The sequence below is a fragment of the Roseibium aestuarii genome, from assembly GCF_008477545.1.
GTDB lineage: Bacteria > Pseudomonadota > Alphaproteobacteria > Rhizobiales > Stappiaceae > Roseibium > Roseibium aestuarii.
Genome location: NZ_VORA01000001.1, coordinates 110,507 through 135,213 on the forward strand (window position 1 = coordinate 110,507; position 24,707 = coordinate 135,213).

Sequence of the window (24,707 nt, forward strand, 5' to 3'; positions counted from 1 at the left end):
TAATGGAAATTTAACGGAGGTTGCGCGTGGAGGCAATCCCTCACAGCGTTTTTCTCGTGCCTTCACATGGCTCACCCAAGGCGATCCCCTAGCCCTCCCGGTTCCTCTTGGAGGAGTGCTTGAGAAAACGAGGAATGCCTTCCAGGACGCTGCACTCTTCCGACACGGGCTCAGGCGGTGGCTACGAAGTGAAGGCGCAGAGGATGGAGCGTCGGGATCACAGGCTGCTAGCAAGGTATGCCGACGATCAATTGGCGGCGTGGTCTGAAGCGCCAGGCTGACCCGAGCAAAACCGTGAGCTTCTAGATGCAGGTGCGCATCTCAAGGCGCGACCATCTTCGGCGACGTTTCCAAAAATGGATGCAGCCTGGATTGCTCCAAAAATACTTGGATGCCGCTTCGGGTTTCGCTGTGATTTGCGAGTGCTGACGATCACGGGGGGCTCTGGAGGGCTCTCGTTTCCCGAGCGAAACCGTCGGACTCAAAATGTTGAATATTAGAGTTATAAATTGTAGAGAGCCGCGACGCGGATCTGGCGGCGGGCGTTGAACCGCTGCCGGCCTTCCTTCCTCCCTTGAATGGCCCTCACGCCGTTCCCATCCCGAGCCATTGTCGTGACCAGCCTGTTTCGGAGCCTCGCCGCTCTCTCTTTCTCCGTTTTTTGCGCCGTCTTCCTGACCCTGTCTTTCGTGCCTGTCCCGGCGCAGGAGCAGGACAGCGCTGATCTTCTCGAGTGGGATCCGCGTCTCGTCCGTGGCACGCTCGACAATGGGTTGTCCTACGTCATCCATGACAGCAAGCGGGAGGGAGATCCGTACAATATCCGCCTGATTGTGAATGCCGGGTCCGTCGACGAGGCCGCGCCCGGAGGGCTGGCGCATATTCTCGAGCATATGGTGTTCCAGAGCACGAAGGCGCATCCGGAAACCATCCACCGCTACATCGCTCGCCTCGGCTGGCGGACCGGGGTTCAGATCAATGCGATGACCCGCGACACGGAGACCCAGTTCATGGTCCGCACGCGGCCCCACGACGCCCTCGACGTGGATGGGGTCATGGCACTGCTGGCAGACATGCTCCTCGCGCCGGTTCTGAGCGCGGACGACTGGAGCCGGGAGCGGCAGGTCATTCTGGAGGAACTGCGCCTCAACAGCTCCGTCGCGGAGCGGGTCAATCGTCTCAAGAAGGCCCAGGTGCGCAATGGCTCGAACTATGCCGCAACGACGCCGATCGGCACCCGTGAGCGGATTGAGGCCGTCGGCATCGATGAAATCCAGGCGTTTCACGAGCGGTTCTATCGCCCATCCAACATGACCGTCATCGTCAGCGGGCGGGTGGACCCGGCGACGGTGGTCGCAGCTCTGGATCGGCATTTCGGGTCCTATCCCTCTTTGAGTGCTCCTGAGCGTCCCTACCTGGTGCTCCCGCTCCGACCCGGAATTCACATCGGACGAGTTCAGGATCCGGCGGGAATGTCTTCCCGGGTAACCTATGCGTTTCGGGTTTCCGCACCAAAGCGCGACACCATCGACGGGCTCCGTTTCTATCTGGAGAAATATTTCCTCGGCCGTCTGATCCGTGACCGCATTTCCGCCCAGTCGTCGGCATTTTCCGGGGAAGTGGAGGGGCTGACCTTCGTGCTTCAGGAAACCACGAATGAGCGGTTGACCCTGGCCTTTGCGGCGAAGACCCATGACCACGACATGGGACTGGCCGTGTTGCTGCGCGAGGTGGAACGGCTGCGGCAGAATGGCGTGAGCGAGACGGAGTTTGCTGCTTTGAGGGAGAAGGTCGCTGACATCGCCCGGCGCAACGTCAAGGCGGCCGGATCGCGGACGTATCAGACCTGGGAAGACAAGATCGCGAGCAGCCTCGTGCAGGGCAAGGTCCTGACCCATCCGGAAACGGAGCGGGACCAGATTCTGGCAGCGCTCGACGAGATTACCTTCGAAGACCTGAACCGGCGGCTTGTCGAGTGGTTGGGCGCCGCAGACCGGCTCGTGTATTATCAAGTCCCGGGCAGCGTTCAACGGGAGCTGCCCACTGAGGAACACGTGATGTCCCTCGAGGCCGGTTTTGCGCGCCAGCGTTTCTCCCCTGTGACCGAAGGCGTGGGCGTCTCCGTCCCCGAGGCCAAGGACGAGGACGAGGAGCTGGAGGTCGAAGAGCCGACCGCGCGGCTGGAGCTTCCGGAAATGTCTGAGGCGACCGGGGATGCAGGGCGTTTGTCCGCTCCCGAGGATCTTGGCAAAGGTGTCATCGGCTGGCGTCTGGAGAACGGTGACCGGCTGGTCTGGCTGGATCGGCCGACACCCGGCGACAAGCTGACAATCAAGGCCCTGTCGGAGCCCGGATTCGAGAATCGTCAGTATCCCAGTTGGTTGTCCCAGGCTGCCATCCAGCTTTGGGACCAGAGCGGCTTCGATTTCTGGACCGAGACGGAAAATGCCAGCTATCGCGAGAACAAGGACCCGAAATGGAGTGTGGCCCTCAAACCTGGTGAGCTGGACATCGCGGCGATCGCCAGTCCGGAAGAGCTGTCCTCGCTCCTGCGGGCCTACGGGCACAAGATCCTTCATGTCTCCCTTTCCGCAGATGCCCTTTCGGCGTTCAGGTCTCAGATGGGGGAAGATCTTGCACGCGATTTCACTCCCTCTCAGAAGTTGGCCATGCAGGTGAATGCCTGGCGCTTCGGCAACACGGCCACGCGGCCCGACGCCCGGGACCTCGAACATCTGACCTTGCAGGACCTGTCCGAAGCCGCGGCGAATATTCTGATGCAGCCGGTAACCTGGCTGGTCGTGGGCCCGCGCCCCCAACCGGCTGCGGGTTTCGGCCTCGAGAGTCTCTTCGCGAGGCATGTCGGCAGGATTCCGCGTCAGGCCACGCTCGGTCCTGTGCCGTCCCGCCAGGTGGATGGTCATCGCAAGGAAACGGTGCACGTCTATGAGCAGGCCATGGCGAGCGTCAGGTTGCTTGGCAGTACGGACATGGAATGGTCACCGGAAAAGGCCTTCCTTCTGTCTGCGTTGACACCACTGACCCAGACCGCGCTGAAGGATGAACTCCGGCTGCGGCTTGGAGGCGTCTATTCGGTGGCCTTTGAAATGACCTTGTCCCCCTGGACCGATCGGCTTGAACTCGACGTATCGTTCACATGCGCGCCGGACCGGGCAGAGGAACTGGCTCTGGCGGCCCGTACAGTGCTGGATGACCTTCCCAATCGCCTGACCGGAATGCAGCTTGATCGCTTGCGCGAGGATCTCCGATTTGCTGAAAGCGGCCGCCTGGAAGACCCGAATACCTGGGTCCGGCGCCTTGGCTTGAGCCTCCGCAGCTATGGCGATGCGCGCTATCTGGAGACCATGGCCCAGCTGGCGGATCGGCTGACGCAGGACCGGATCGAGGCCCTGGCACAGTCGCTCATCCCGCTGGCCCGAAGCCTGACGGTCATCGCACTGCCCAGGAAAGCCCCCTGAAAGCCGTACCGGCGCTCTGCTGAATTCCGTCGCCCGCAGCTCGGCTGCGGGCGATTGCATTTGAGCGCTCGCCTGCTGCCGCGCGTGCCAAATGTGTCAATTTTGCAACGGGTAAAAATATGAGTAAGAAAATCATGTTTTGATACCCGCTATGGTTGCATTTCTTTCACGTGTTTCTGCTGCCGCGATTTATTTGCCGAAGCGGAATGAAATCTGTGACGCTGACTCCCTCTTGGGAAAAGGTGAATTTTTGACTTCTTGACTCAAGTTTTTTGAGTCTGCCTTTAGGTCAGCCATAGCGCGCGCGAAGAAGCCTTGTTCGCTTCCGCGGCATCCTCTGATTGGTTCCACCTATTTCCTCAGGGTCGTATCTGCGCACTTGAATTCCCAATTGAAACAAGGCGATTTCCATGAACATTCGTGGTTCACTTTTGCGGCAGGTATCGCGGTTGACCCTGCTTTCCATTGGCCTTTCGGGCGGTGGATTGGGTCAGAGTCTTGCTCAGGAGACGACAACGCTCGAGGTGGTGATTGTCGGGACGGATACGCCGGAGGGGGCTGCGAGCCTGAGCGAGGTTGGTTCCAGCGATACGGGCCGAACCACCATGAATGCCCAGTCGGTGTCGACCCGGACAGACACCACGGGGGATGCGACGAGCATCCTGAAGAGCTTGCCGACCGTCCAGTATCTGAACAATTCCGCGGAAGCCGATGACGAGGGCGAGAACGCGGATGACGTCGTTGATTTCCGTCCGCTGGAAGTTTCAATCTCCGGAGCCCAGACCGACGAGAACATGTTCATGCTCAACGGCGTGTCGATCAATAGCACGGCCGGCGCCTACGACCCTGTTTCCAGCGACTATGGCAACGGCATCTCGCGGTGGGACAGCACCCAGTCCGCGAACAACATTCGCGGGTTCTACGGCATGAGCTCCCAGAGCCAGTACACGCCGAGCACCTTTGTCGAGGAGGTCGAGCTCTTCGATTCCAACGTGTCCGCGAAATACGGGAATTTCCAGGGTGGAGTGGTCAATTACAAGCTGAGGAAGCCGGATCCGGACGCCACCGAGTGGCGTGGCGCGACCACCTTCAGCTATCAGGACAACCGCTTCGCGAACTATCACATCGCCACGGATGACGGTGAAAACCCGAAGGGCCGCACGGAGCCGGAGTGGCAGAAGTTCGACTTCTCGGTCACGGCCGACGGCCCTGTGACCGACAGCATCGCCGCGCTTGTCGCATTCTCCCGTCGCTATGGCGGCGCGGACAAGCAGATGGACGTTCAGTATGTCGTTGATGAGGATTCGGAATATGTGCCGTTCTCATCGATTTCCGATTTTTATCGGGTGTCTGTCAGCAAGGAGCTGGACGAAGGCGAGTTGAACTGGTCCACCAACCTGACCCATGCCGTGCAGGAATGGGTGTCCAATGCCATGTATGACGTCGGGATCGATGTCGGCAATGTCGCCGTGCAGAACGTCCTCGATTTCGACCGTGACCTGGATATCCTTGGCGGAGTGCACCTGAACAGCAAGGGTCTCTTTAATTACCAGAGTGTGACCAACGAGTCGGGCGTCGATGAATACAAGGTCTGGACCATTTACAGGGAGCGGACGCGTAGCGGAACGACTTATGTCACTGATAGCGACCTCTTCTCCACCTGGTGCCAGAACCCGGATGGATCCACCTCGACGACCTACTGCTATGAGGGCGGGGCCGGCAGCAAGTCGCTGGACGATGTTACCCTTGGTGGCACCTCCGAACTTGATGGTGACCTGCTCTGGGGCACCTTCCTGCTCGGCGGCGGCTTCGAATATACCCGCGCCAGCCGGACATTCTCCGGGCTCGACACCTATACCGCCACAAAGACTACGGCCGACGCGGAATATGAGACCTACGGCGGATTCCCCGGCAGCTTTGTCTGTGACACGGGCGATGACACCTGCACGAGGGACGTCTATTTCTCCAGCAGGCTGGTCTATGACGACTATGACACCACGGTAAACGCCAGCAAGTTCGACCTTTATGCCCAGACCGAGCAGGAATGGCGCTGGCTGAAGATCCGGGCAGGCTTGCGCGGCGACTACAACACCTATCTGCAGAACTACAACGTGGCGCCGCGGTTCGTCTCCACGGTGACGCCGTTCGACAACCTGTCCTTCACCTTTGGCGCAAACCGTTACTACTCCGGCGATTACATCACATACGCGATCCATGACAACACGGGTGGCCGCACGAGCTACTCGCGCAGCTATGACGCTACGACCGGCGAAGTGGGGGGCTGGGTCGCGGGAACGCTGACCGCACCTTACCGCTACGGCGACGGGGACTTGCGAACCCCCTACAACGACGAGTTGACCGGTGCGGTCTCCTATGACGATCCGTTCAGCGGCGGCAACTGGCGCCTGAAGTATCTCAACCGACAGGGGCGCGATCAGTTCTCCCGTTCGAGCGAAAGCACCACGCGGAACAATATCCTGAGCAACGAAGGTTCTTCGAGCTACCAGTCGGTAACCTTAGAATACACTCGCGATTGGCGGATCCAGACAGAATATCTCGAGAAGCTCGGGGTGCATCTGGCTGGAGTCTGGGCCCAGCGCGATATCTCGAACAACACATACTTCGATGAATCTATCGACGATGAATATATCTATTATGGCGGTTCGACCTACACCAAGGCAGGCTTCCAGCAGGTCACCGGCAATCTCGATATTCCGCTGCGCTTCAATCTTGGCGTCACTTCCACGTGGCTGGAGGGCAGGCTGCGTCTCGGCCTGAGTGGAGATGTGGTCTTCGGTTACACCGGCGTGCGTGACAGCGGCGATGATGCGGACGAGCTCGGGATCGTGGCGACCTATGATGGGGCCGACGTCTCGACACTGACAGACGTCTACGAGGACTATGATTTCGACACCAATCTCAGCCTGAACGCCACCGTGGGCTACACGGTTGCCGAGATCGAGGGGAACCCCTTCGACATCGAGCTGAAGGTTTCCAATCTTCTGGATGACGTCTCCAACATGGTGTCGAGCGACGACAATCCCTGGGTCCGCGGCCGAACCATCGCCCTGACCGGAAAGTTCACCTGGTAAGGACCCGGCCGCAAGAAACGGGGTGGGAAGGCACGATCTCTGCCGGTTGAGGCCGTGCCTTCCCGTCTGGAACGGTTCCGAAGAGCGTGCCTTCGAGGGACGCTGTGCCTTTGCTCGGGACTGATGCGCTTGTCACACGTGATCGCGATGGCCACCGCCCATGGCTTCCGCTCAAGCTTCCGCGACTGGGCCTCGGAGAATGGCTATGCCCGCGATCTGGCCGAGCGGGCACTCGCCAACACGATCAGGAACGCCGTCGAGGCCACCTATCACCGCACCGACCTCCTCGATCAACGCCGCGACATGATGCTGGACTGGGAGAGGTGGGTGCTGTCGGACGTTTGGAGGAGTGCTTCAACCCCTAGTAGATAGTGCACCGGGTGAGCGCATTTGTGATAATCGCTCGTATCTAACCCTGTGCAAAACATCTTACCGAGAGACACGCGAAAGTCAGCATTGCATCAGATCTGTACCAGTTCACGCGAACTGGGGTGAATGCGGAAAAATTTCCTGTTTCATTCAGAGGGAGCGCTTCATAAGGTGTGATTATCGTTTTTACACCAAGAAGTTTTCATGTTCTTCGCTCATTCCGGCTCCCCAGACGATCAAGGCGACTGGCAGAGGCTGCAGGATCACCTGCAGGAAACGGCCCGCAGGGCCGCGGATTTCGGGCGACCTCTGGGGCTCGAGAAACCGGCATATCTGGCTGGCCTCCATCATGATCTGGGCAAATACACGCGCCAGTTCCAACGGCGCCTCGCGGGTGACGACATTCGGGTAGATCACTCGTCCGCCGGGGCCGTGGAGATGATGGCCCGAGCTGAAAAGTTGCCGGCGGCCGGTCGGATCGTTCTGGAGCTTGTGGCTTACTGCATTGCGGGCCACCATGCCGGATTGCCGGACCGCAAGAATGAGACCGCCGCAAGCCTTGATCGGCGCCTGGAAGCCGACGTGCCCGCGCTTGACCCGATCTGGCAACAGGCGCTCGCCGAAGCCTCGCAACGCTGGTCTGAGGGGCTGGCCCCGGACCTCCTGCGGACCATCCCCCCGGCGGATGCGGACTTCTCCCTGTCGGTCATGGCCCGCATGATCTTTCCTGTCTGGTGGACGCGGATTTCAAGGATACGGAGGCCTTCTATGACCGGCTGGAAGGCAGGTCGCGGGACCGGGACTGGCCGGCTCTGCAGGAGTGCCTGCCCCGGTTTCTGACGCTCTTTGACGCCCACATGGCGGAGAAGGCCGATGCGGGCGGCGAGTTGAACCGTCTCCGCGGCGATATCTTGCATCATGTGAGAGCGCAGGCCGCGAATTCGCCTGGCCTTTTCACGCTGACTGTGCCGACGGGCGGGGGCAAGACCCTGGCATCCCTGGGCTTTGCCCTGGATCACGCCAGCCACCATGGTCACCGGCGGATCATCTATGCGATCCCTTTCACCTCGATCATCGACCAGACGGCAGCCATTTTCCGGAAACTCCTCGGCGATGACGTCGTTCTCGAGCACCATTCTGCGATCGATGAGGAAAAGTGGCAGCAGGGGCGCAAGGAGGACAGGCAGCAGGCGGACAAGCTGAAGCTGGCGATGGAGGACTGGGCCGCGCCGGTCGTGGTCACCACCAATGTCCAGTTTTTCGAGAGCCTGTTTGCGGCCAGAACCTCCAGAGTGCGAAAGCTGCACAACATCGCCGGCAGCGTCATCATTCTGGACGAGGCGCAGACCATTCCACGTCACCTGCTCAGGCCGGCGATGCGGATGCTTGACGAGCTGGCCCGCGCCTATGGCTGCACCATCATCCTGTGCACGGCCACCCAGCCGGCCCTTGGCAAGGACAGAGTGCAGGGCGGGCTGTCCCTGGAAGGGCGGGAACTGGCTCCCGATCCCCACGAACTGGCGCGAAAGCTGCGGCGCGCAACGGTTCGCATGGTCGGGACCATGGCCAACGGCGATCTGATCACCCAGCTGGAGGGGGAGGAGCAGGCTCTCGTCATCGTCAACAGCCGCAAGCATGCGCTGGACCTGTTTCGGGAGGCGGAGCAGGCGAGGCTGGACGGCCTGGTCCATCTCACGACCCGGCAATGCGCGGCGCATCGTCGTCAGATCCTCGATGAGGTGCGGAGCAGGCTGGAGGGGAAGCAGACCTGCCGTGTGGTCGCCACCAGCCTGATCGAGGCTGGTGTCGATGTGGACTTCCCGAAGGTCTGGCGGGCGGAGGCGGGGCTGGATCAGATCATCCAGGCGGCGGGCCGCTGCAACCGGGAAGGCCGGCGGGCCACCGAGGAGAGCATTGTCACCGTGTTCTCGTCTCCTGATTATCCGCCTCCCCGGGAAATTCGGAGCCTGATGGGCGACATGGAGCGCATGCGGACGACCCATGCGCAGGATCTGCAGTCTCTTGCCGCCATCGAAGCCTATTTCGCCGAGGTCTACTGGCGCATGGGAGGCGATCTCGACCGGGAGGGCATTCTCGATCTCTTCACCCACAGCAGGAAGGGCACGGACTACGCCTTCCGCACGGTGGCCGAGAAGTTCCGCATGATCGAGAGCGGCATGGTGCCCGTGATTGTCCCATGGGGTGATGGGGCGGGGGACGACGAGGCGCGGGAGGCGATCCGCCTTCTGGGCGTTCCGGAAAAATCCTCCGCCGCGCTTGCAAGGGCCTTGCAGACCTTTGTCGTCCAGGTGCCGCCGGAAGCGCGGGCGCGTCTCGTGGCGAATGGCAAGGCGGAGTTTGCGGCGCCGGCGCAGCGTGGCGACCAGTTCTGCGTGTTGAAGGACGAGGGGCTCTATCTGCCGGACGTGGGTCTGCTCTGGGAAGACGCGGACTATCTGGCTGCGGAACAATTGATGATCTAGCGATCGGCGCAAGGGGAGGTTCGGTTTGTCATATGGAATCCGACTGAAGGTCTGGGGAGACCACGGTTGCTTCACCCGTCCGGAAATGAAGGTGGAGAGGGTCTCCTATGATGTCATGACGCCCTCGGCGGCGCGGGGCATCCTGGAGGCGATCCATTGGAAGCCGGCGATCCGCTGGGTGATCGACGCCATTCATGTGCTGGAGCCGATCCGGTTTCAGTCGATCCGCCGCAACGAGGTCGGGTCCAAGGCGCCTGCGGGCAAGATCAGGACCGCCATGAAGCGCGGCGATCTGGGTGGGCTGCAGGTGCTGGTGGACGAGGACCGGCAGCAGCGCGCCGCGACCGTTCTGGTCAGGCCGGCCTATGTGATCGAGGCGCATTTCGAGCTGACGGAAAAGGCCGGTGCCGACGACAACGAGGGCAAGCATCTCGACATCTTCAACCGGCGGGCCGAGCGGGGCCAGTGCTTTCACCAGCCCTGTCTGGGCACGCGGGAGTTTGCGGCACATTTCGAGCTGATCCCTGCCGAGGCCCCCTTGCCGGAGACGGTCTCAGAGACCCGTGACCTTGGCTTCATGCTCTGGGACATCGATCATCAGGCACCGGGGCGACCGTCCATGTTCTTTCGGGCTCAGCTCGACAAGGGCGTGGTCCGGATTCCACAGCCCGGCTCGGCGGAGGTGCTGCGATGAGCGTCCTGTCTTCTCTTGCGCGGGCCTATGACCGGCTCCCCGACGCCCCGCCGTCCGGCTTCTCTTCGGAGAAGGTCGGCTTCTGCATTTCCCTGAACGAAGACGGCTCCGTTGCCCACGTGACCGACCTGCGCGACACGAGCGGGAAGAAGCCTGTGCCGAGACAGATGCTGGTGCCCCATCCGGTCAAGCGCACGGCCGGGATCTCGCCCAACACCTTCTGGGACAAGACATCCTATGTGCTTGGCGTGACGGCGGGGGAGGGCAAGCGCACGCAAGCCGAGCATGCGGCCTTCGTCGAGCATCATCAGGCTTTGCTTTCGGGAACTGAGGACACTGGCCTCAAGGCGTTGCTTCAGTTTTTGGGGGACTGGACCCCCGATAGGTTTTCCCAGCTCGAATGGCCGGAGGAGATGAAGGATCAGAACGTGATCTTCGCCCTGGAAGACGAGCGGTTGATCCATGTTTATCTTCATGATCGGGCAGCGGCCCAGGCACTCTGGGCAGCCGCTGGGGCCGCTGGGGACAGGTCCGGGCAGATCTGCCTTGTGTCGGGTCGACACGGTCCTGTGGCCCGGCTTCATCCCTCCATCAAGGGGGTCTGGGGCGCTCAGTCGTCCGGTGCGGCCCTGGTCTCCTTCAATCTCGACGCCTTCACTTCCTATGGGCACGAGCAGGGCGACAACGCTCCGGTCTCGGAGGATGCCGCCTTCAGATACACCACGGCACTGAACCGCTTCCTGGAAAAGGGCAGCGGCCACCGTCTCCAGATCGGGGATGCGTCCACCGTCTTCTGGGCCGATGCATCTGGTCTTGGCGGGGCTGCGCATCAGGTGGAGGAAATGGCCGAGCAGCTGTTTGCGGGGTATTTCGACACGGATCCTGCAGCGGAAGAAGAGAATGCCGTCAAGGAAATCGGCATTCTTCTGGAGCGTATCCGCAAGGGCGACCATCTTCAGGATCTCGGCGTCCAGCTGGATGGGGAAATCCGGTTCTTCGTGCTCGGCCTTGCGCCCAATGCCGCTCGGCTGTCGGTCAGGTTCTACTTTGAGAACAGCTTTGGCGAGCTGACACGCCATTATCAGTGCTTCATCTCCGACATGCGCATAGATCCGCCGCCGCGCGACGGCTATCCGCCGCTCTGGCGCTATCTGCGCGAGACGGCGGTGCTGGGGAAGGGAGAGAACGTTCCGCCCAATCTGGCAGGGGAATGGATGCGCTCGATCCTGAGCGGAGGGCGGTATCCGCTTTCGCTTCTCTCCGCCGTTCTGACGCGCCTCCGCGCCGACGGCGAGATCAACGCGCTCCGCGCCGGCATTCTGAAAGCCAATCTCGTCCGAAATTTCAACTGGGAGGCTCCCGTGGCACTGGACACACAAAACCCTGATCCTGCTTACGTCCTCGGGCGTCTGTTTGCAGTACTTGAGAAAATTCAGCTTCTGGCGCTGGGAAAGGTGAATGCGACGATACGGGATCGGTACTTTGGAGCTGCTTCCGCAACACCGAGAACAGTTTTTCCGCTGCTTTTAAAGCTCAATCTTCATCATAGAAGTAAGGCAGAGAAGAATGAAAATACGCGTAAGCTTGAGAGATTTTTCTCAGGTCAGATTGCTGAAATTATGAATTTACTTCCGACTGAGTTTCCGAAGTCGTTGTCTCTTTCGGATCAGGGGAAGTTTTCTATCGGATACTACCATCAGTTTAATTATCGAAAGTCAGAGGATACTAGCTCTGATGCCGGGGAGGCCAGCCAATGACCGCAATTTCCAACCGTTATGATTTTGCCCTCGTTTTCGAGGTCACGAATGGAAATCCGAACGGGGACCCGGATGCAGGCAACATGCCGAGGCTCGATCCGGAGACCAACCGGGGGCTGGTCACTGATGTCAGCCTGAAGCGCAAGATCCGGAACTATGTGGAGCTGGCCAGGGAACGACAGGATGGCTTTCACATCTATGTCGAGGAAGGCTCGATCCTGAACGAGAAGCATCGGCAGGCGTACAAGGCGCTTTATCCGGACGATTCCAAGCTGGACAAGGCAGCCAAGCTGAACCCGAAGGACGACACTGAAGCGGCGAAGCTGAAGGACTTCATGTGCGCCAATTTCTTTGATGTGCGCACATTCGGTGCGGTCATGTCGACGGGAATCAACTGCGGTCAGGTCAAGGGCCCGGTGCAGATGGCCTTTGCCACATCCGTCGAGCCGATCCTGCCTCTGGAAATCTCGATTACCCGCATGGCCGCGACCAACGAAGTGGAACGGAAGCAGAAGGCGGAAGGTGACGACAGCAATGATCGGACCGACAACCGGACCATGGGACGCAAGCACATCGTGCCCTACGGCCTGTATGTCGCTCATGGCTTCATCTCTGCGAAGTTTGCCGAGCGAACAGGATTTTCCGAAGGGGATCTCGAATTGTTCTGGCAGGCTCTCGAAATGATGTTCGAGCATGATCATGCGGCCGCCCGTGGCGAAATGGCGACCCGCAAGCTGGTCGTGTTCAAGCACGCCAATGCCCTGGGCAATGCACCTGCGCACAAGCTGTTTGATCTGGTTCGCATCGGGCGCAACGTTGACGGTGAGTTCCGCGCCGTTGATGACAAGCGGATCGGCAACGAGCCTCCGGCCCGGAAATTCTCCGATTACATCATCGAAATCGACCGGGACAACTGCCCGGAAGGTGTCGAGATCATCGAGAAGTTCTAGGCGTGCCGGACTGGGCCCCAGGTTCTGAGACTGCGGGAGGGGAGGCCATCCCCCTCTCGGCCCTGCAGCATGCGGTCTATTGCCTGCGACAGGCGGCCCTGATCCATCTGGAGCGGTTGTGGGCGGACAACCGTTTCACGGCCGAGGGCGACGTTCTCCATGCCGTGGCCGACAAGGGCGGCAGCCGCAAGGCGCGCGGTGTGCGCCGCGTCATGGCTCTGCCGCTCGCCTGCAAGCGTCTCAATCTCGCTGGCGTTGCGGATGTGGTCGAGTTTCCCGGCTGGCCGGATGACGAAATCCCCTGTCCGGTGGAGTACAAGCGCGGAAAGCCGAAGCTGCACCGGGCCGACGAGGTGCAACTATGCGCTCAAGGGTTTTGCCTTGAGGAAATGACCGGTCTGACCGTGCCGCACGGCGTGCTGTTCTACGCCGAGACACGCCGCAGGGTGAGCGTGCCCTGCGACAGGGACCTTCGGCAACTGACCGAGGCGACGGTGGCCTCCCTTGCCGCTGTTTTCCGATCCCGGCAAACCCCGGGCCCGACTCTCCAGACATCCCGGTGCCGGGCCTGCTCGCTGAAGGAACTTTGCCGCCCCGAAACGGTCTCCCGCCCGGTGAAGGCCTGGCGTCGGCGGATGCTGAACGGAGCCCTTGAGGCGGAAGCGCCATGAAGAAGCTGCTGAACACGGTCTATATCACCACCGAAGGTTCCGCCTTGCGCAAGGATGGCGAAAACCTGGTGGCGGATGTGGAAGGTGTCGAGAAGGCCCGTGTGCCCCTGCACATGCTGGCCTCCGTTGTTGCCTTTGGCGCGGTCTATGCGTCTCCGGCCTTGATGGGGGCCTGCGCCGCCGCCGGAATCACTCTGGTTTTTCTGGAGCGGAACGGCCGGTTTCTGGCCCGGGTCGAAGGTCCGGTGTCGGGCAACGTGCTCCTGCGGCGGGCGCAGTATCAGGCGTCGGATGCACCGGAGGAGATTGTCCGGTCCATCGTGACGGCCAAGATCGTCAACCAGCGCGCCGTGTTGCTGCGTGCCTTGCGGGATTACCGGACCGAGTATTCCGAGCAGGTTCTGAGCGAAATCACCCACGCGGCCGACCGGATGGCCATGATCGCCCGCCGGGTGGAGGCGACGGACGAAACCCTGGACCGAATGCGCGGGTCGGAAGGGGAGGCAGCCAATCTCTATTTCTCCGTCTTCGATCATCTGATCCGCTCGCCGGACCCGGAAATCTGCTGGCGTGGGCGCAGCCGTCGTCCGCCGCTTGATCCGGTCAATGCGGTTCTGTCCTTTCTCTACACGTTTCTGACCCATGATTGCCGGGCTGCCTGCGAAAGCGTGGGTCTGGATCCGGCGGTGGGGTTTCTTCACCGGGACCGGCCCGGCCGCCCCAGCCTCGCGCTCGATCTCATGGAGGAGCTGCGTCCGGTTCTGGCCGATCGGCTGGCCCTGTCCCTGTTCAACCGCCGTCAGCTCAGGGCGTCCGACTTCGAGACGAAGGACGGGGGCGCGGTTTTTCTGAGCGACGACGCTCGCAAGACGGTTCTGACCGCCTGGCAGGAGCGCAAGCGCGAGGAGCGACAGCATTTGTTCCTCGGCGAGAAGGCACCCCTGGGGCTTGTGCCCTATCTGCAGGCGCAGATGCTGGCGGGGCACCTGCGCGGCGACATGGACGCCTATCCGCCGTGGTTCTGGAAATAGGAGCGCAGATGCTGGTGCTTGTGACATATGATGTCCGGACGTCGGAAGGGGACGGTGCCCGTCGCCTTCGCGCGGTGGCCAAGGCCTGCCGCGACTATGGTCAGAGGGTGCAGTATTCCGTCTTCGAGATCGAGGTCGATCCGGCACAATGGACGAAACTGAAAGCCCGCCTCGAACGGGTGATCGATCCCGCCCATGACAGTCTGCGCTACTATCACCTCGGCGCAAACTGGCAGCGTCGGGTGGAGCACGTTGGCGCCAAGCCCGCGACCGATCTGGGTGGAACATTGATCGTGTGAAGGCGCCGGCGGTGGCGTGTGCCACGCCGCGCGAACGTCAAGCGTGCCGGAAAGGCCCGGCAGGGTCGCGATCTGGCCAGCTCTTTGAAAAGACAGCTCTTTGTCGAATCTCGGGTCTTCGGGCCGGAGGCATGGGCAAGCATGTTGTCAGGGTTCGCGCTGGCATGGCGGTTCATGTCGCCTGATCAACGTGTTAGCGTGACACAGTCGCCCCCTCCCGGGGGCGTGGATCGAAACATTACGGTGACAGATGCGTGGTCTCAGGCTGCTGTCGCCCCCTCCCGGGGGCGTGGATCGAAACGGTTGTGGATCGGTCCAACTCGGCGCACACCACGTCGCCCCCTCCCGGGGGCGTGGATCGAAACATGAGCATTTCAACCGTTTCCTGCATTTCAAAAGGTCGCCCCCTCCCGGGGGCGTGGATCGAAACGCAGGCTGCCCGAGGGCTCGGCCCTGCCGGGGAAGTCGCCCCCTCCCGGGGGCGTGGATCGAAACGGGCGCCGGGGGGCGCAGCTGGATCTGTCGGGCGGGTCGCCCCCTCCCGGGGGTGTGGATCGAAACCAGTCCTGCGAGCCGGGCGTGACGTACACCTACCAGTCGCCCCCTCCCGGGGGCGTGGATCGAAACTCGGCGGTCTGCTCGGCGTCGGCTTTGCCTCTGGGTCGCCCCCTCCCGGGGGCGTGGATCGAAACGGCGCGCTGACCCTTGCCGGGGCTGGCGGCGTGCGTCGCCCCCTCCCGGGGCGTGGATCGAAACCAGCGGTAGATGGTGCGTGTCGTGACGCCGAAGGCTGTCGCCCCCTCCCGGGGGGCGTGGATCGAAACCTGATCGGCGTGCCCACATCCAGTGTCTTTGGCGTCGCCCCTCCCGGGTCGAGGCGGGTCCAGTGCACGCGACTCTATCGAGATGTTCAGCAAGCCAGGCCGCAAGCCTGCACAAGTGGCATGATCCTTTTCAAGGGTCTTCGAAAACGGAAATCAGCCCCGGACCAACATGTGTTTCGGTGACGATGGGCTCTACAGTGATGTGTTGGAAATTGTCGGCCGGTCAGGGCGCGCGCGATATTTCCTGAAGCATCGCGTCATAGCGGACAGGCAACCTGCTTCTTGCTTCCAGTCTAGCCAGAGCCGTGCGACGGCATGCCGTCATGCAGACGGTTGCGCGCGTGATCCCTGACCTTCGCCTTCACGGTATCGAAGGCGACATTGCGCGAGACGCAGTGCAACGAAAAAGATCACGAGGGTTGTGACCGTGTTCCGGGCATGTGGAGGAGCAATCGTCGTGTGGGGCTGAGTGTGGGGCCGGAAAACAGCGACCGAAAAAGCCTGATAAAATCAAAGACTTAAAAGAGATATGGCGGACAGAGAGGGATTCGAACCCTCGATACGGTTGCCCGTATACACGCGTTCCAGGCGTGCGCCTTCAACCACTCGGCCACCTGTCCGTCGGGAGCGGTTGATCACCGCCCTCAGGTGGCGCAATATACTCGGCGTTCTCCGCATGGCAAGCCGCGTTTCGCATTTTTTTGAATGCGGCTCCCGGGCTTGTGGATAGGTTGAAAAAACCGCGGAAATCCGCCATTTCAAAAGTTGCAAACTCACCTAACGTCAGTCTGGAACCGTTCCGGTCACGTGACGTTCATTTCGTTGCAACCCTTTGCTGCGTCTAGTGTGTCCCTTGTTGCACGGCCCGACGGCCCGGATCCCGGAGGACGCATTTGTCCGCGGAATGGCGATCCGGCGCTGTCTCGGACGTCAAGGCGACACAGCAGGAACGATGTTGCGGCCCCGGTCGGGGCAAAGTGATTTTTGAGGAAGGGAGGGCGCCCGGTATCGGGAGAGCCTTCCAGGGAGTTCTGGATGTTTGGTCTTGTGCGTTTTCTGGCCCGTCTGTCCGGCTGCGCTGCGGTCGCTGCGGCGCTGGTCACCGCCGTGGTGGACGGCAGCAAGATGATTGCCCGCTCGGACATGGTTTTCACCACCTTCGGCGAGTTCTGGCTGATGGTTGGCGGTCAGCCTTTCACCCGCGTTGCCTCGATTGATGGCGCAGCCCCTCTGGATGGGCCGGCCATGAGCAGCTCGCTTGATCTTCTGGCGCTGGCGCCTCTCAGCCTTGTCTTCGCTCTGGCCGGAGCACTGCTTCTCTGGGCGGGATGGCCACGGGCGTCGCGCACCCTCTCCTACGTGTGATCGCGTCCCGCGCACCCTCCGCTTGAAGCGGTCCCGCCTCCGGCCTAGATAAGGAGGCTGGATCCGCTGCAGGATCGCAAGGAGGGACGCATGTCGTTCATGACCATGCTCATGAAGAAATTCTCGATGGTGTCGCCGGAGGAGGCGCTGCCCGGCCGCGCGCAGGCCATCGATCCGGGCGCTGGCCACTTCGTCTCCGGCCGCCCGCTGAAGGGTCCCTATCCGGACGGGTTCAAGACCCTTGTCGTGGGGCTGGGCTGCTTCTGGGGCGCCGAGCGGCTCTTCTGGCAGCTGGACGGGGTCTGGGTCACCGCCGTTGGCTATGCAGGTGGCTTCACCCCCAATCCGACCTATCAGGAAACCTGCACGGGCCGCACCGGGCACACGGAAGTGGTGCTCGTGGTCTATGATCCGGCGCGCGTGTCGCTTGACCGCCTGCTCCAGGTCTTCTGGCAGGGCCATGATCCCACCCAGGGCATGCGCCAGGGCAATGACACCGGCACTCAGTATCGCTCGGCGATCTATGTGCAGGACCGGTCGGATCTCGCCGCGGTCAACGCCTCCCGGGAACTTTACGACGAGGCCCTGAAGGCTGCTGGCCACCGGGCGGGGATCACGACGGAAATCGGAACGCGCAATCTCGACGAGGTCTTTTTCGCAGAGGAATACCACCAGCAATATCTGGCCAAGAACCCCGGCGGCTATTGCGGTCTCGGCGGAACGGGCGTCAGCTGCCCGGCCTTGCCTGCCACGCCCCAGGGATAGAGGTGGACGTCTCCGGTCTGCGCCATGAGCGCGACGGGTTGCCGCAGGGATAGTCGAAAGGTTGCAAGATCTTCGCTCCGAAATTTGCAGGCGAAACCCTGCATGACCTTCGGGTCTGATAATCCGGCACAAAAAATCGCCCCGGGAGCCGCTCTTTGGGGCGATTTTTTTGTTCCAGATCATATGTATAAATTCAGACATCGCATTTTTACGTAGAACAGGGTCCGGTCGATCCTCAGAAATTATTAAAGGTAAAGGTGCATTCTCCGAAGCTGCACGAAATAAGCAGCAAGGCCGACCAATCATGTCCCGGAGCTTCATAGCGACCTATTTCAGCGCAGCCTGCCTGCTGCTGATCGTCGCCGCGGTGCAGCCGGGGCGGGGTGAAGCCGTTGCCGTGATCTCCGCCCCCTGGAGCGGGCTGGCGGCGGAAGTCGTCGCCCAGGCGGGCGGACGGATCGTGTCCACAAGCGCGGGCGGGCGTGTTGCCATCTCGCAGGGCGGGGCAGGCACGGGGGTTGGACGTTTCTATGCCGCGGGCGCGATCGCGGTTGTGTCCGCCCGGGTCTGGCAAAGCTGCGCCACCATGTTCTCCGGTGAGCGGGGGAGGTAGACGGAATGCAAGAGACGAAGTTGAACAGACTGGACGCACTGCGGTCCTTTTTTGCCAATTACATCATCTATTTCATCTGGGGGAACGTGCTTCTGGTCATGGCCAGCAGCTGGTGGCATCCCGAGGCCCCCGGCGTGGTGCTTTCCGGTGCGGCCCTGCTGCTCGGAGCGGCGGCCACGGGCACCTGGGTGAAATTCGGCACGGGAAGCGAAACCCGTATCGCGACCGCGATCACTCTTGCAGCTCTCGTCGGCCTCGTGGTTGCATCCATGGTCACCGAAGACGGAGCCACGTCGTTCCAGATCGACGCTCACATGTATTTCTTCGCCGTCATGGCGGTGCTGAGCGGCTGGGTCGACTGGCGCGCGATCGTGGCCTACTCCGCCGTGGTTGCCGTCCATCACCTGACCCTCAATTTCGCCCTTCCCTGGGCGCTCTTCCCTGGGGGATCGGATTTCTCCCGTGTCGTTCTGCACGCCGTGATTGTTGTGGTCGAAGCCGCAATCCTCCTGTGGATCGTCACCCAGCTCGAGCGTGCCTTCCTCGGTGTGACGAAGGCCCAGGAAGAAGCGGAAGAAGCCAACATTGAGGCCGCTCGCATGCAGGATGCCGAAAGGGCCCGCATGCAGGAAGATGCAGCACGTCAGGAAACCGTGCGCGAGCGTATCGCCGTCTTCCGCAACGAGATTGCCGAGAAGCTGGATACGGTCACCTTCCAGGTCCGCGAAATGCGCGATGCCTCCCACAAGCTGGGCGGTGTGGCACAGGATACCTCGGGCCGTGCGGCTGAGGCCTCGGGAGCCGCGGAAACCGCGTCTCACAACGTGCAGACGGTTGCCAGCGCGGCGGAAGAACTCTCCGCTTCCATCAACGAGATCACCCGGCAGGTGGAAGAAACCACCCGCATCGTGGCCCATGCCACGGAAGGGGCCCAGACCAGCAACAAGCGCGTTGCCGGTCTGGCGGAATCCGCCAACCGCATCGGCGAGGTGGTGACCCTGATCCAGGCCATTGCCGAACAGACCAACCTTCTGGCCCTGAACGCCACCATCGAGGCAGCCCGTGCAGGTGAAGCAGGCAAGGGCTTCGCGGTCGTGGCGGCCGAAGTGAAGGAACTGGCGAACCAGACGTCGAAGGCAACCGAGGAAATCGGCGCCCAGATCACGGCGATCCAGAACGAGACCAAGGCGGCCGTCGAGGCCATTGCGGCCATCGCGTCGACCATGAACGAGGTCAACAACTACACCAACACCATCGCAGCCGCGGTGGAAGAGCAGGGCTCGGCCACCAACGAGATCTCCCGCAATGTGGCAGAGGCGGCAAACGGCACCGGTGTCGTGGCCAACAGTGTCGGCGGTCTCACCGATGCGGCGGCCACCACCGAGTCCTCCGCCTCCAGCGTGGCCCATGCGGCCGAGGAGCTCGAGCAGGAAGCCGAACGCATGCGAGCGGCGGTGGATGCCTTCCTGCGCGATGTGGCGGCCTGATCGGGCGCTGCACTGCTGACCATGAAAGGCCGTCCTGTTCTTCGGGACGGCCTTTTCCGTTGGTCCCGGCTTTCCTGTCTTGACGTAGCGGGCGCTGCCTGCCAAACGCCTTGGCCTTGAGAGGGGCGGCCTCCGCCGCTGCGTCCCTTTGAACTCCACAGGCGTTTCCTTGCTGCAAGACAACTCAGTTCTGCTTCTGGATGCATTGGGCACCCGCAAGGGCAGGCTCTACACGGCGCCGGAACGCATTCTGGAATGCCGCTCCCTGTCCGACGTGCCGGCGTTTCTGGCCGATGTCGAGGCGGCGCGTCGCGCCGGCGGTCATCTGGCCGGGTTCCTGGCCTATGAGCTGGGCTATGCCTTCGAGGACAAGCTCCGTCAGCTTTGGCAGAAGAGAGAACAGGTCCGAACGCCGGGGCAGGACGACCTTCTCGGCTGGTTCGGTGTCTATGGCGGCTTCGAGGAGATCGATCTGGCGACGGTGGAACGCCGTCTTGCGCCTGCTGATCCTGCGCCCGTGCATCTGTCCGAATCGCTGTTCGACATGGACCGCGCGGCCTATGACGAGGCCTTCCGGCAGTGCCAGAAGCATCTGGCCTGTGGCGACATCTATCAGGTCAATTTCACCCTGCGCGCGCGTCTCAGCCACGAGGGGCTGGCCGAAAGCCAGTTTCTCGCCCTGCTGCGCCGGCAGCCGGTTGAACATGCCGCCTTCATCCGCCTCGCGGACCGGGCCATCCTGTCCCTCTCGCCCGAACTCTTTCTGGAGCGGCAAGGGCAGACCCTGCGCACGCGTCCCATGAAGGGCACCGCTCCGCGTGGACGCGACAGCCGCGAGGACGACCGCCTGGCGCGCGAGCTTGCGGCCAGCGAAAAGCAGCGGGCGGAAAACATCATGATCGTCGATCTGATGCGCAACGACCTGTCCCGCATCAGCCACCCCGGCACCGTCCGGGTGCGGAATCTTTGCCGGGTCGAGCGCTATCGCAGCCTGCATCAGATGACGACCACGGTGGAAGGCGATCTGGTGGAGGGCGTTGGCTTCCCGCAGATCATCGAACGGCTCTTCCCCTGTGGCTCGATCACGGGCGCCCCGAAGCTCTCCGCCATGATGATTGCCGACCGGCTGGAGACCAGCCCGCGCGGCGTCTACACCGGCTCGATCGGCTGTGTGGAGCCCTCCGGCGACTTCCGCTTCAACGTGGCCATTCGCACCCTCGTGCTGCGGTCCGACGGCACCGGCGAGATCGGCACAGGCTCGGGCGTGGTCCATGACAGTGGAGCGGCCCCGGAATATGACGAGTGCAAGCTCAAGCTGAAGTTCCTCCATGCCGACAGCACGCCCCGGTTCGATCTGCTGGAGACCATGGCCTTCGATCCGCAGGCCGGCATCCTGCTGAAGGAACGGCATCTGCGGCGTCTGGCCGATGCGGCTGCTTATTTCGCCTATCCGCTGGATCCGGGACAGGTGGAGACCGCGCTGGAGGCGGCCATTGCCGAGGGGACCGCGCCATTGCGCCTGCGCCTGACCCTGAGCGAGCGAGGACAGGTGGCCGTGGCCGCCTCGCCGCTCGATCCGGTGCGCGGTGACGAGGTCTGGCCGGTAGCGATCGCGCCGGAGCCGATCCGGGCCGATCTGCGCTTCCGCCTGCACAAGACCACGAATCGCGCCTTCTATGACGAGATCCGCACCCAGGTCGCGGCGGTGACAGGTGCCAGGGAAGTGCTCTTCCTCAATGAGGACGGCTTCTTGACCGAAGGCAGCTTCACCAGCCTGTTCGTCTTGCGTAATGGCAAGCTGCTGACCCCGGCCCTGCGGCATGGCCTGCTGCCGGGCACCCTGCGCGCCGCGCTGCTGGAAAGCGGCCGGGCGATGGAAGCGGACCTGCGGCTGGAAGACCTCAGGATGGCCGAGCGGATCTATGTCGGCAACTCCGTGCGCGGCCTGATCCCGGTCCGGATGGTCGAGGCCTAGCCTGGCGCATACCGGGTCCCGGTTCAAGGCCGGGACGGGCAGGATGGTCTCAACCCTCACCCGGGCCGTTGGCCCGACCTCTCCCAACTTTGGAGAGGTTATGGGGCCTGCTGGGGGAAGCTGGAACCTTGCCCCTCTGTTGTCTCCTCACCGGAAGGCACAGCGCAAGTTACCTCTCCCGGGACCGGAAGAGGTCGACGCAACGCGTCGGGTGAGGACCGAAGGGCGAGAGTATGGCAACGGGGAGCCAGCCAGCTCGCCGAAGCGACCCTCTCCCAACCTCATCCTTCGGCACGAGCGAGCCTCCTCTCCTCCGAATGAAGGAGAGGGCAAGAAACAAGCCGCCCCGGTTTCCCGGAGCGGCTTTTGCTCGGTCTCGCCGGCCCTTCGGCTCAGGCGCGCAGGGTGGCGCCGGTTGCCTTCTCCACCGCAGCGATCACCTTCTTGGCAACCGCGTCGATTTCCTCGTCGGTGAAGGTCTTCTTCACCGGCTGCAGGGTCACGTCGATGGCCAGCGACTTGTGGCCTTCCGGCACGCCCTTGCCTTCGTAGATGTCGAAGAGGGTCACGTCGGTGATCAGCTGCTTCTCGGCGCCGCGGGCGGCCTTCAGCAGGGTCTCGGCACTCACATCCTTGGCGACGACAAAGGCGAAGTCGCGGCGCACCGGCATCAGGTCGGACACGTTGAGCGCGCCCTTCGAGCGGCCACCCTTGCCCTTCGGCTCGGGCAGGGCGTCGAGGAAGATTTCGAAGCCGACGATCGGCCCGTCAATGTCCAGCTCGGCCAGGGTGCGCGGGTGGATCTCGCCGAACACGGCCAGCGTATTCTTCGGGCCGAGCCGCAGGGAGCCGGAGCGGCCCGGGTGGAAATACGACGGTGCCTCGGCAAAGACCTGGAGCTTGTCCACCGGCGCGCCGATGGCGGCCAGGGCAGCTGCGGCATCGGCCTTGGCGTCGAAGACGTCGACGGCAGCGGTGGCCGCAGACCAGTGACGGCCGCCGCCGGCGAGCTTGGCCGTGCCGCGGCGAACGCCGCTGGCGACCATCTTCTGGCCTTCCGGCGTATCGTTCTCGAAGATCTGGCCCACTTCGAACAGGGCCACGTCACCGTTGCCCCGGTCGGCGTTGCGCTGGGCGGCCATCAGCAGCCCGGCAAGCAGGGTCGGGCGCATGTCCGACATGTCGGCGGAGATCGGGTTGGCGAGCTTCAGCTCGGGCACGCCGCCACCGAAATGCTGGGCCTGGGCTTCGGAGATGAAGGACCAGGTGATTGCTTCGTTCAGGCCGCGCGAGGCGAGGGCCCGGCGGGCGCGCGAACGGCGGATCTGGCCGGTGGTGAGCACCTTCTGGCCGACGCTGCCGGTGCGCGGCAGCGGCGTCGGGATCACCCGGTCCAGACCCAGGATGCGCACGACTTCCTCGACCAGGTCGGCCTTGCCGTGAATGTCCGGACGCCAGGACGGCGCGGCAACCTTCACCGTGTCGCCGGAGCCGGAGATCCAGAAGCCGAGGGACTTCAGGATCACGTTGATCTCGGCAACGGAAACCTCGATGCCCGACAGGCGCTTCACTTCCCCATAGGGGAAGTCGATGGTCTTGGTGATTTCCGGCACTTCACCCGCCACCAGAACCTCGGAGGCCTCACCGCCGCACAGGTCGAGGACCAGGCGGGTTGCGGCTTCAAGACCCGGCAGCATGTAATCCGGGTCGACGCCGCGCTCGAAGCGGTAGCGCGCATCCGTGTTGATGCCGAGCTTGCGGCCCGTGGCGGCGATCATGTCCGGGTTCCACAGCGCGCTCTCGATGAGCACGTCGACGGTTTCTTCCGTCGAGCCGGAATGCTCCCCGCCCATGATCCCGGCCAGGCTTTCCGGACCGTTGTTGTCGGCGATGACGAAGACGCTTTCGTCCAGGGTGTAGGTCTTGCCGTTCAGGCCTTCGAGGCTTTCGCCTGCGGCTGCGCGGCGGACCGTCAGGTTGCCGGCCACCTTGGCGGCGTCGAAGACGTGGAGCGGACGGCCCTGATCGAAGGTCAGGTAGTTGGTGATGTCCACCAGCGTGTTGATGGGCCGCAGGCCGATGGCCATCAGGCGGTCCTGCATCCACTTCGGCGACGGGCCGTTCTTCACGCCCTTGACGAGACGCAGGCCGAAGGCCGGGCAGAACTCGGTGCCGTCGTTGTCCAGCGTCACGGAAACCGGGCAGGGGAAGGCGCCCTTGATCTGCTCGCGGGAGCGTTCCTTCAGCTTGCCGAGGCCGGCAGCCGCCAGATCGCGGGCGATGCCATAGACGCCAGTGCAGTCCGGACGGTTCGGGGTCAGGCCGATCTCGATGACCGGATCGTCGAGACCTGCGATCGTGGCGAAGGGAATGCCGACCGGCGTGTCTGCCGGCAGGTCGATGATGCCCTCATGGGCGTCGGACAGCTCCAGCTCGCGCTCGGAGCACATCATGCCGAAGCTTTCCACGTCGCGGATCTTGCCGACCGACAGGGTCACGTCGAGGCCTGGCACATAGTCGCCGGGCTTGCCCAGCACGCCGACCATGCCGGCGCGGGCGTTGGGGGCACCGCAGACCACCTGCAGCGGCTCGCCTTCGCCGGTGTCGACCTTCAGCACGCGCAGACGGTCCGCGTTGGGGTGCTGGGTGGCTTCCAGAACCTTCACGGTCTTGAACGGCTTCAGCGGGGCGGAGCGGTCGATGACCTCCTCCACCTCGAGGCCGATCATGGTCAGCTTCTCGACGATCTCGTCGAGGCTGGCATCCGTGTCCAAGTGGTCCTTCAACCAGGAGAGAGTGAATTTCATGAGCTTGCTCTTTATGTCTCGTGTGGCCTGACGGACCCGGGCTGCA

The 24,707-nt window shown here is 62.6% G+C and carries 17 protein-coding genes, 1 tRNA gene and 1 CRISPR repeat array; of the genes, 16 read left to right on the forward strand and 2 right to left on the reverse strand.

The genetic code is table 11. The features are described 5' to 3' along the window. Positions 1-614: 614 nt before the first annotated feature. The 11 genes from FR728_RS00535 (at position 615) to cas2 (ending at position 14,825) form a co-directional block, all read left to right on the forward strand. Positions 615-3,479 carry a M16 family metallopeptidase gene (locus FR728_RS00535; protein ID WP_188318747.1) on the forward strand — a complete coding sequence of 955 codons (2,865 nt, stop codon included), beginning with the start codon at positions 615-617 and terminating at the stop codon, positions 3,477-3,479. 485 nt (positions 3,480-3,964) lie between these two features. After that, positions 3,965-6,571: a TonB-dependent receptor gene (locus tag FR728_RS00540; RefSeq protein WP_149890716.1), complete on the forward strand. Its 2,607-nt coding sequence runs from the start codon at positions 3,965-3,967 to the stop codon at positions 6,569-6,571. A 129-nt stretch (positions 6,572-6,700) separates the two neighbouring features. Continuing rightward, positions 6,701-6,943: a hypothetical protein gene (locus FR728_RS00545; RefSeq protein ID WP_341872921.1), complete on the forward strand. Its 243-nt coding sequence runs from the start codon at positions 6,701-6,703 to the stop codon at positions 6,941-6,943. A gap of 201 nt (positions 6,944-7,144) precedes the next feature. Beyond that, a complete protein-coding gene (locus FR728_RS19510; RefSeq protein WP_244304340.1) occupies positions 7,145-7,780 on the forward strand; it encodes a CRISPR-associated endonuclease Cas3'' in 636 nt (211 codons plus the stop codon). Then, positions 7,675-9,423 carry a CRISPR-associated helicase Cas3' gene (gene cas3, locus FR728_RS00550; protein WP_244304341.1) on the forward strand — a complete coding sequence of 583 codons (1,749 nt, stop codon included), beginning with the start codon at positions 7,675-7,677 and terminating at the stop codon, positions 9,421-9,423. The genes FR728_RS19510 and cas3 overlap by 106 nt, the downstream gene beginning before the upstream one ends. Positions 9,424-9,448: 25 nt before the next feature. Continuing rightward, positions 9,449-10,117, forward strand: a complete 669-nt coding sequence (cas5c, locus tag FR728_RS00555) for a type I-C CRISPR-associated protein Cas5c (protein ID WP_149890717.1) — start codon at positions 9,449-9,451, stop codon at positions 10,115-10,117. Continuing rightward, positions 10,114-11,874: a type I-C CRISPR-associated protein Cas8c/Csd1 gene (cas8c, locus tag FR728_RS00560; RefSeq protein WP_149890718.1), complete on the forward strand. Its 1,761-nt coding sequence runs from the start codon at positions 10,114-10,116 to the stop codon at positions 11,872-11,874. Before cas5c ends, cas8c begins: the two co-directional genes overlap by 4 nt. Next, positions 11,871-12,824, forward strand: a complete 954-nt coding sequence (cas7c, locus tag FR728_RS00565; RefSeq protein ID WP_149890719.1) for a type I-C CRISPR-associated protein Cas7/Csd2 — start codon at positions 11,871-11,873, stop codon at positions 12,822-12,824. The genes cas8c and cas7c overlap by 4 nt, the downstream gene beginning before the upstream one ends. 2 nt (positions 12,825-12,826) lie before the next feature. Next, the gene (gene cas4 / locus FR728_RS00570) at positions 12,827-13,495 is read left to right on the forward strand and encodes a CRISPR-associated protein Cas4 (protein WP_208998600.1); all 669 of its coding nucleotides are present in this window, start codon (positions 12,827-12,829) and stop codon (positions 13,493-13,495) included. Further along, positions 13,492-14,526, forward strand: coding sequence for a type I-C CRISPR-associated endonuclease Cas1c (gene cas1c, locus FR728_RS00575; protein ID WP_149890720.1), 1,035 nt, complete (start codon positions 13,492-13,494; stop codon positions 14,524-14,526). The genes cas4 and cas1c overlap by 4 nt, the downstream gene beginning before the upstream one ends. A gap of 8 nt (positions 14,527-14,534) precedes the next feature. Continuing rightward, a complete protein-coding gene (gene cas2 / locus FR728_RS00580) occupies positions 14,535-14,825 on the forward strand; it encodes a CRISPR-associated endonuclease Cas2 (RefSeq protein WP_149890721.1) in 291 nt (96 codons plus the stop codon). A 206-nt stretch (positions 14,826-15,031) separates the two neighbouring features. Next, a CRISPR array of direct repeats spans positions 15,032-15,517; the repeat unit is 31 nt; unit sequence GTCGCCCCCTCCCGGGGGCGTGGATCGAAAC. Positions 15,518-16,179: 662 nt separating this feature from the next. Here cas2 and FR728_RS00585 read toward each other — a convergent pair. Beyond that, positions 16,180-16,269, reverse strand: a tRNA-Ser gene (locus FR728_RS00585). Positions 16,270-16,684: 415 nt separating this feature from the next. Between FR728_RS00585 and FR728_RS00590 the strand changes: the two genes are divergently transcribed. The 5 genes from FR728_RS00590 to pabB all read left to right on the forward strand — a co-directional run bounded on the left by FR728_RS00590 (position 16,685) and on the right by pabB (position 21,854). After that, positions 16,685-17,014 carry a hypothetical protein gene (locus tag FR728_RS00590; RefSeq protein ID WP_149890722.1) on the forward strand — a complete coding sequence of 110 codons (330 nt, stop codon included), beginning with the start codon at positions 16,685-16,687 and terminating at the stop codon, positions 17,012-17,014. A gap of 90 nt (positions 17,015-17,104) precedes the next feature. Then, positions 17,105-17,779, forward strand: coding sequence for a peptide-methionine (S)-S-oxide reductase MsrA (gene msrA / locus FR728_RS00595; RefSeq protein ID WP_149890723.1), 675 nt, complete (start codon positions 17,105-17,107; stop codon positions 17,777-17,779). Between the two features lie 304 nt (positions 17,780-18,083). Then, the gene (locus FR728_RS00600) at positions 18,084-18,392 is read left to right on the forward strand and encodes a hypothetical protein (RefSeq protein ID WP_149890724.1); all 309 of its coding nucleotides are present in this window, start codon (positions 18,084-18,086) and stop codon (positions 18,390-18,392) included. 20 nt (positions 18,393-18,412) lie between these two features. After that, a complete protein-coding gene (locus FR728_RS00605; RefSeq protein ID WP_244304342.1) occupies positions 18,413-19,879 on the forward strand; it encodes a methyl-accepting chemotaxis protein in 1,467 nt (488 codons plus the stop codon). Positions 19,880-20,048: 169 nt separating this feature from the next. After that, on the forward strand, positions 20,049-21,854 hold the full coding sequence (gene pabB, locus FR728_RS00610; RefSeq protein ID WP_149890726.1) for an aminodeoxychorismate synthase component I: 1,806 nt from the start codon (positions 20,049-20,051) through the stop codon (positions 21,852-21,854). A 392-nt stretch (positions 21,855-22,246) separates the two neighbouring features. Here pabB and pheT read toward each other — a convergent pair whose 3' ends face one another. Further along, positions 22,247-24,661: a phenylalanine--tRNA ligase subunit beta gene (gene pheT / locus FR728_RS00615; protein ID WP_149890727.1), complete on the reverse strand. Its 2,415-nt coding sequence runs from the start codon at positions 24,659-24,661 to the stop codon at positions 22,247-22,249. Positions 24,662-24,707: the final 46 nt, after the last annotated feature.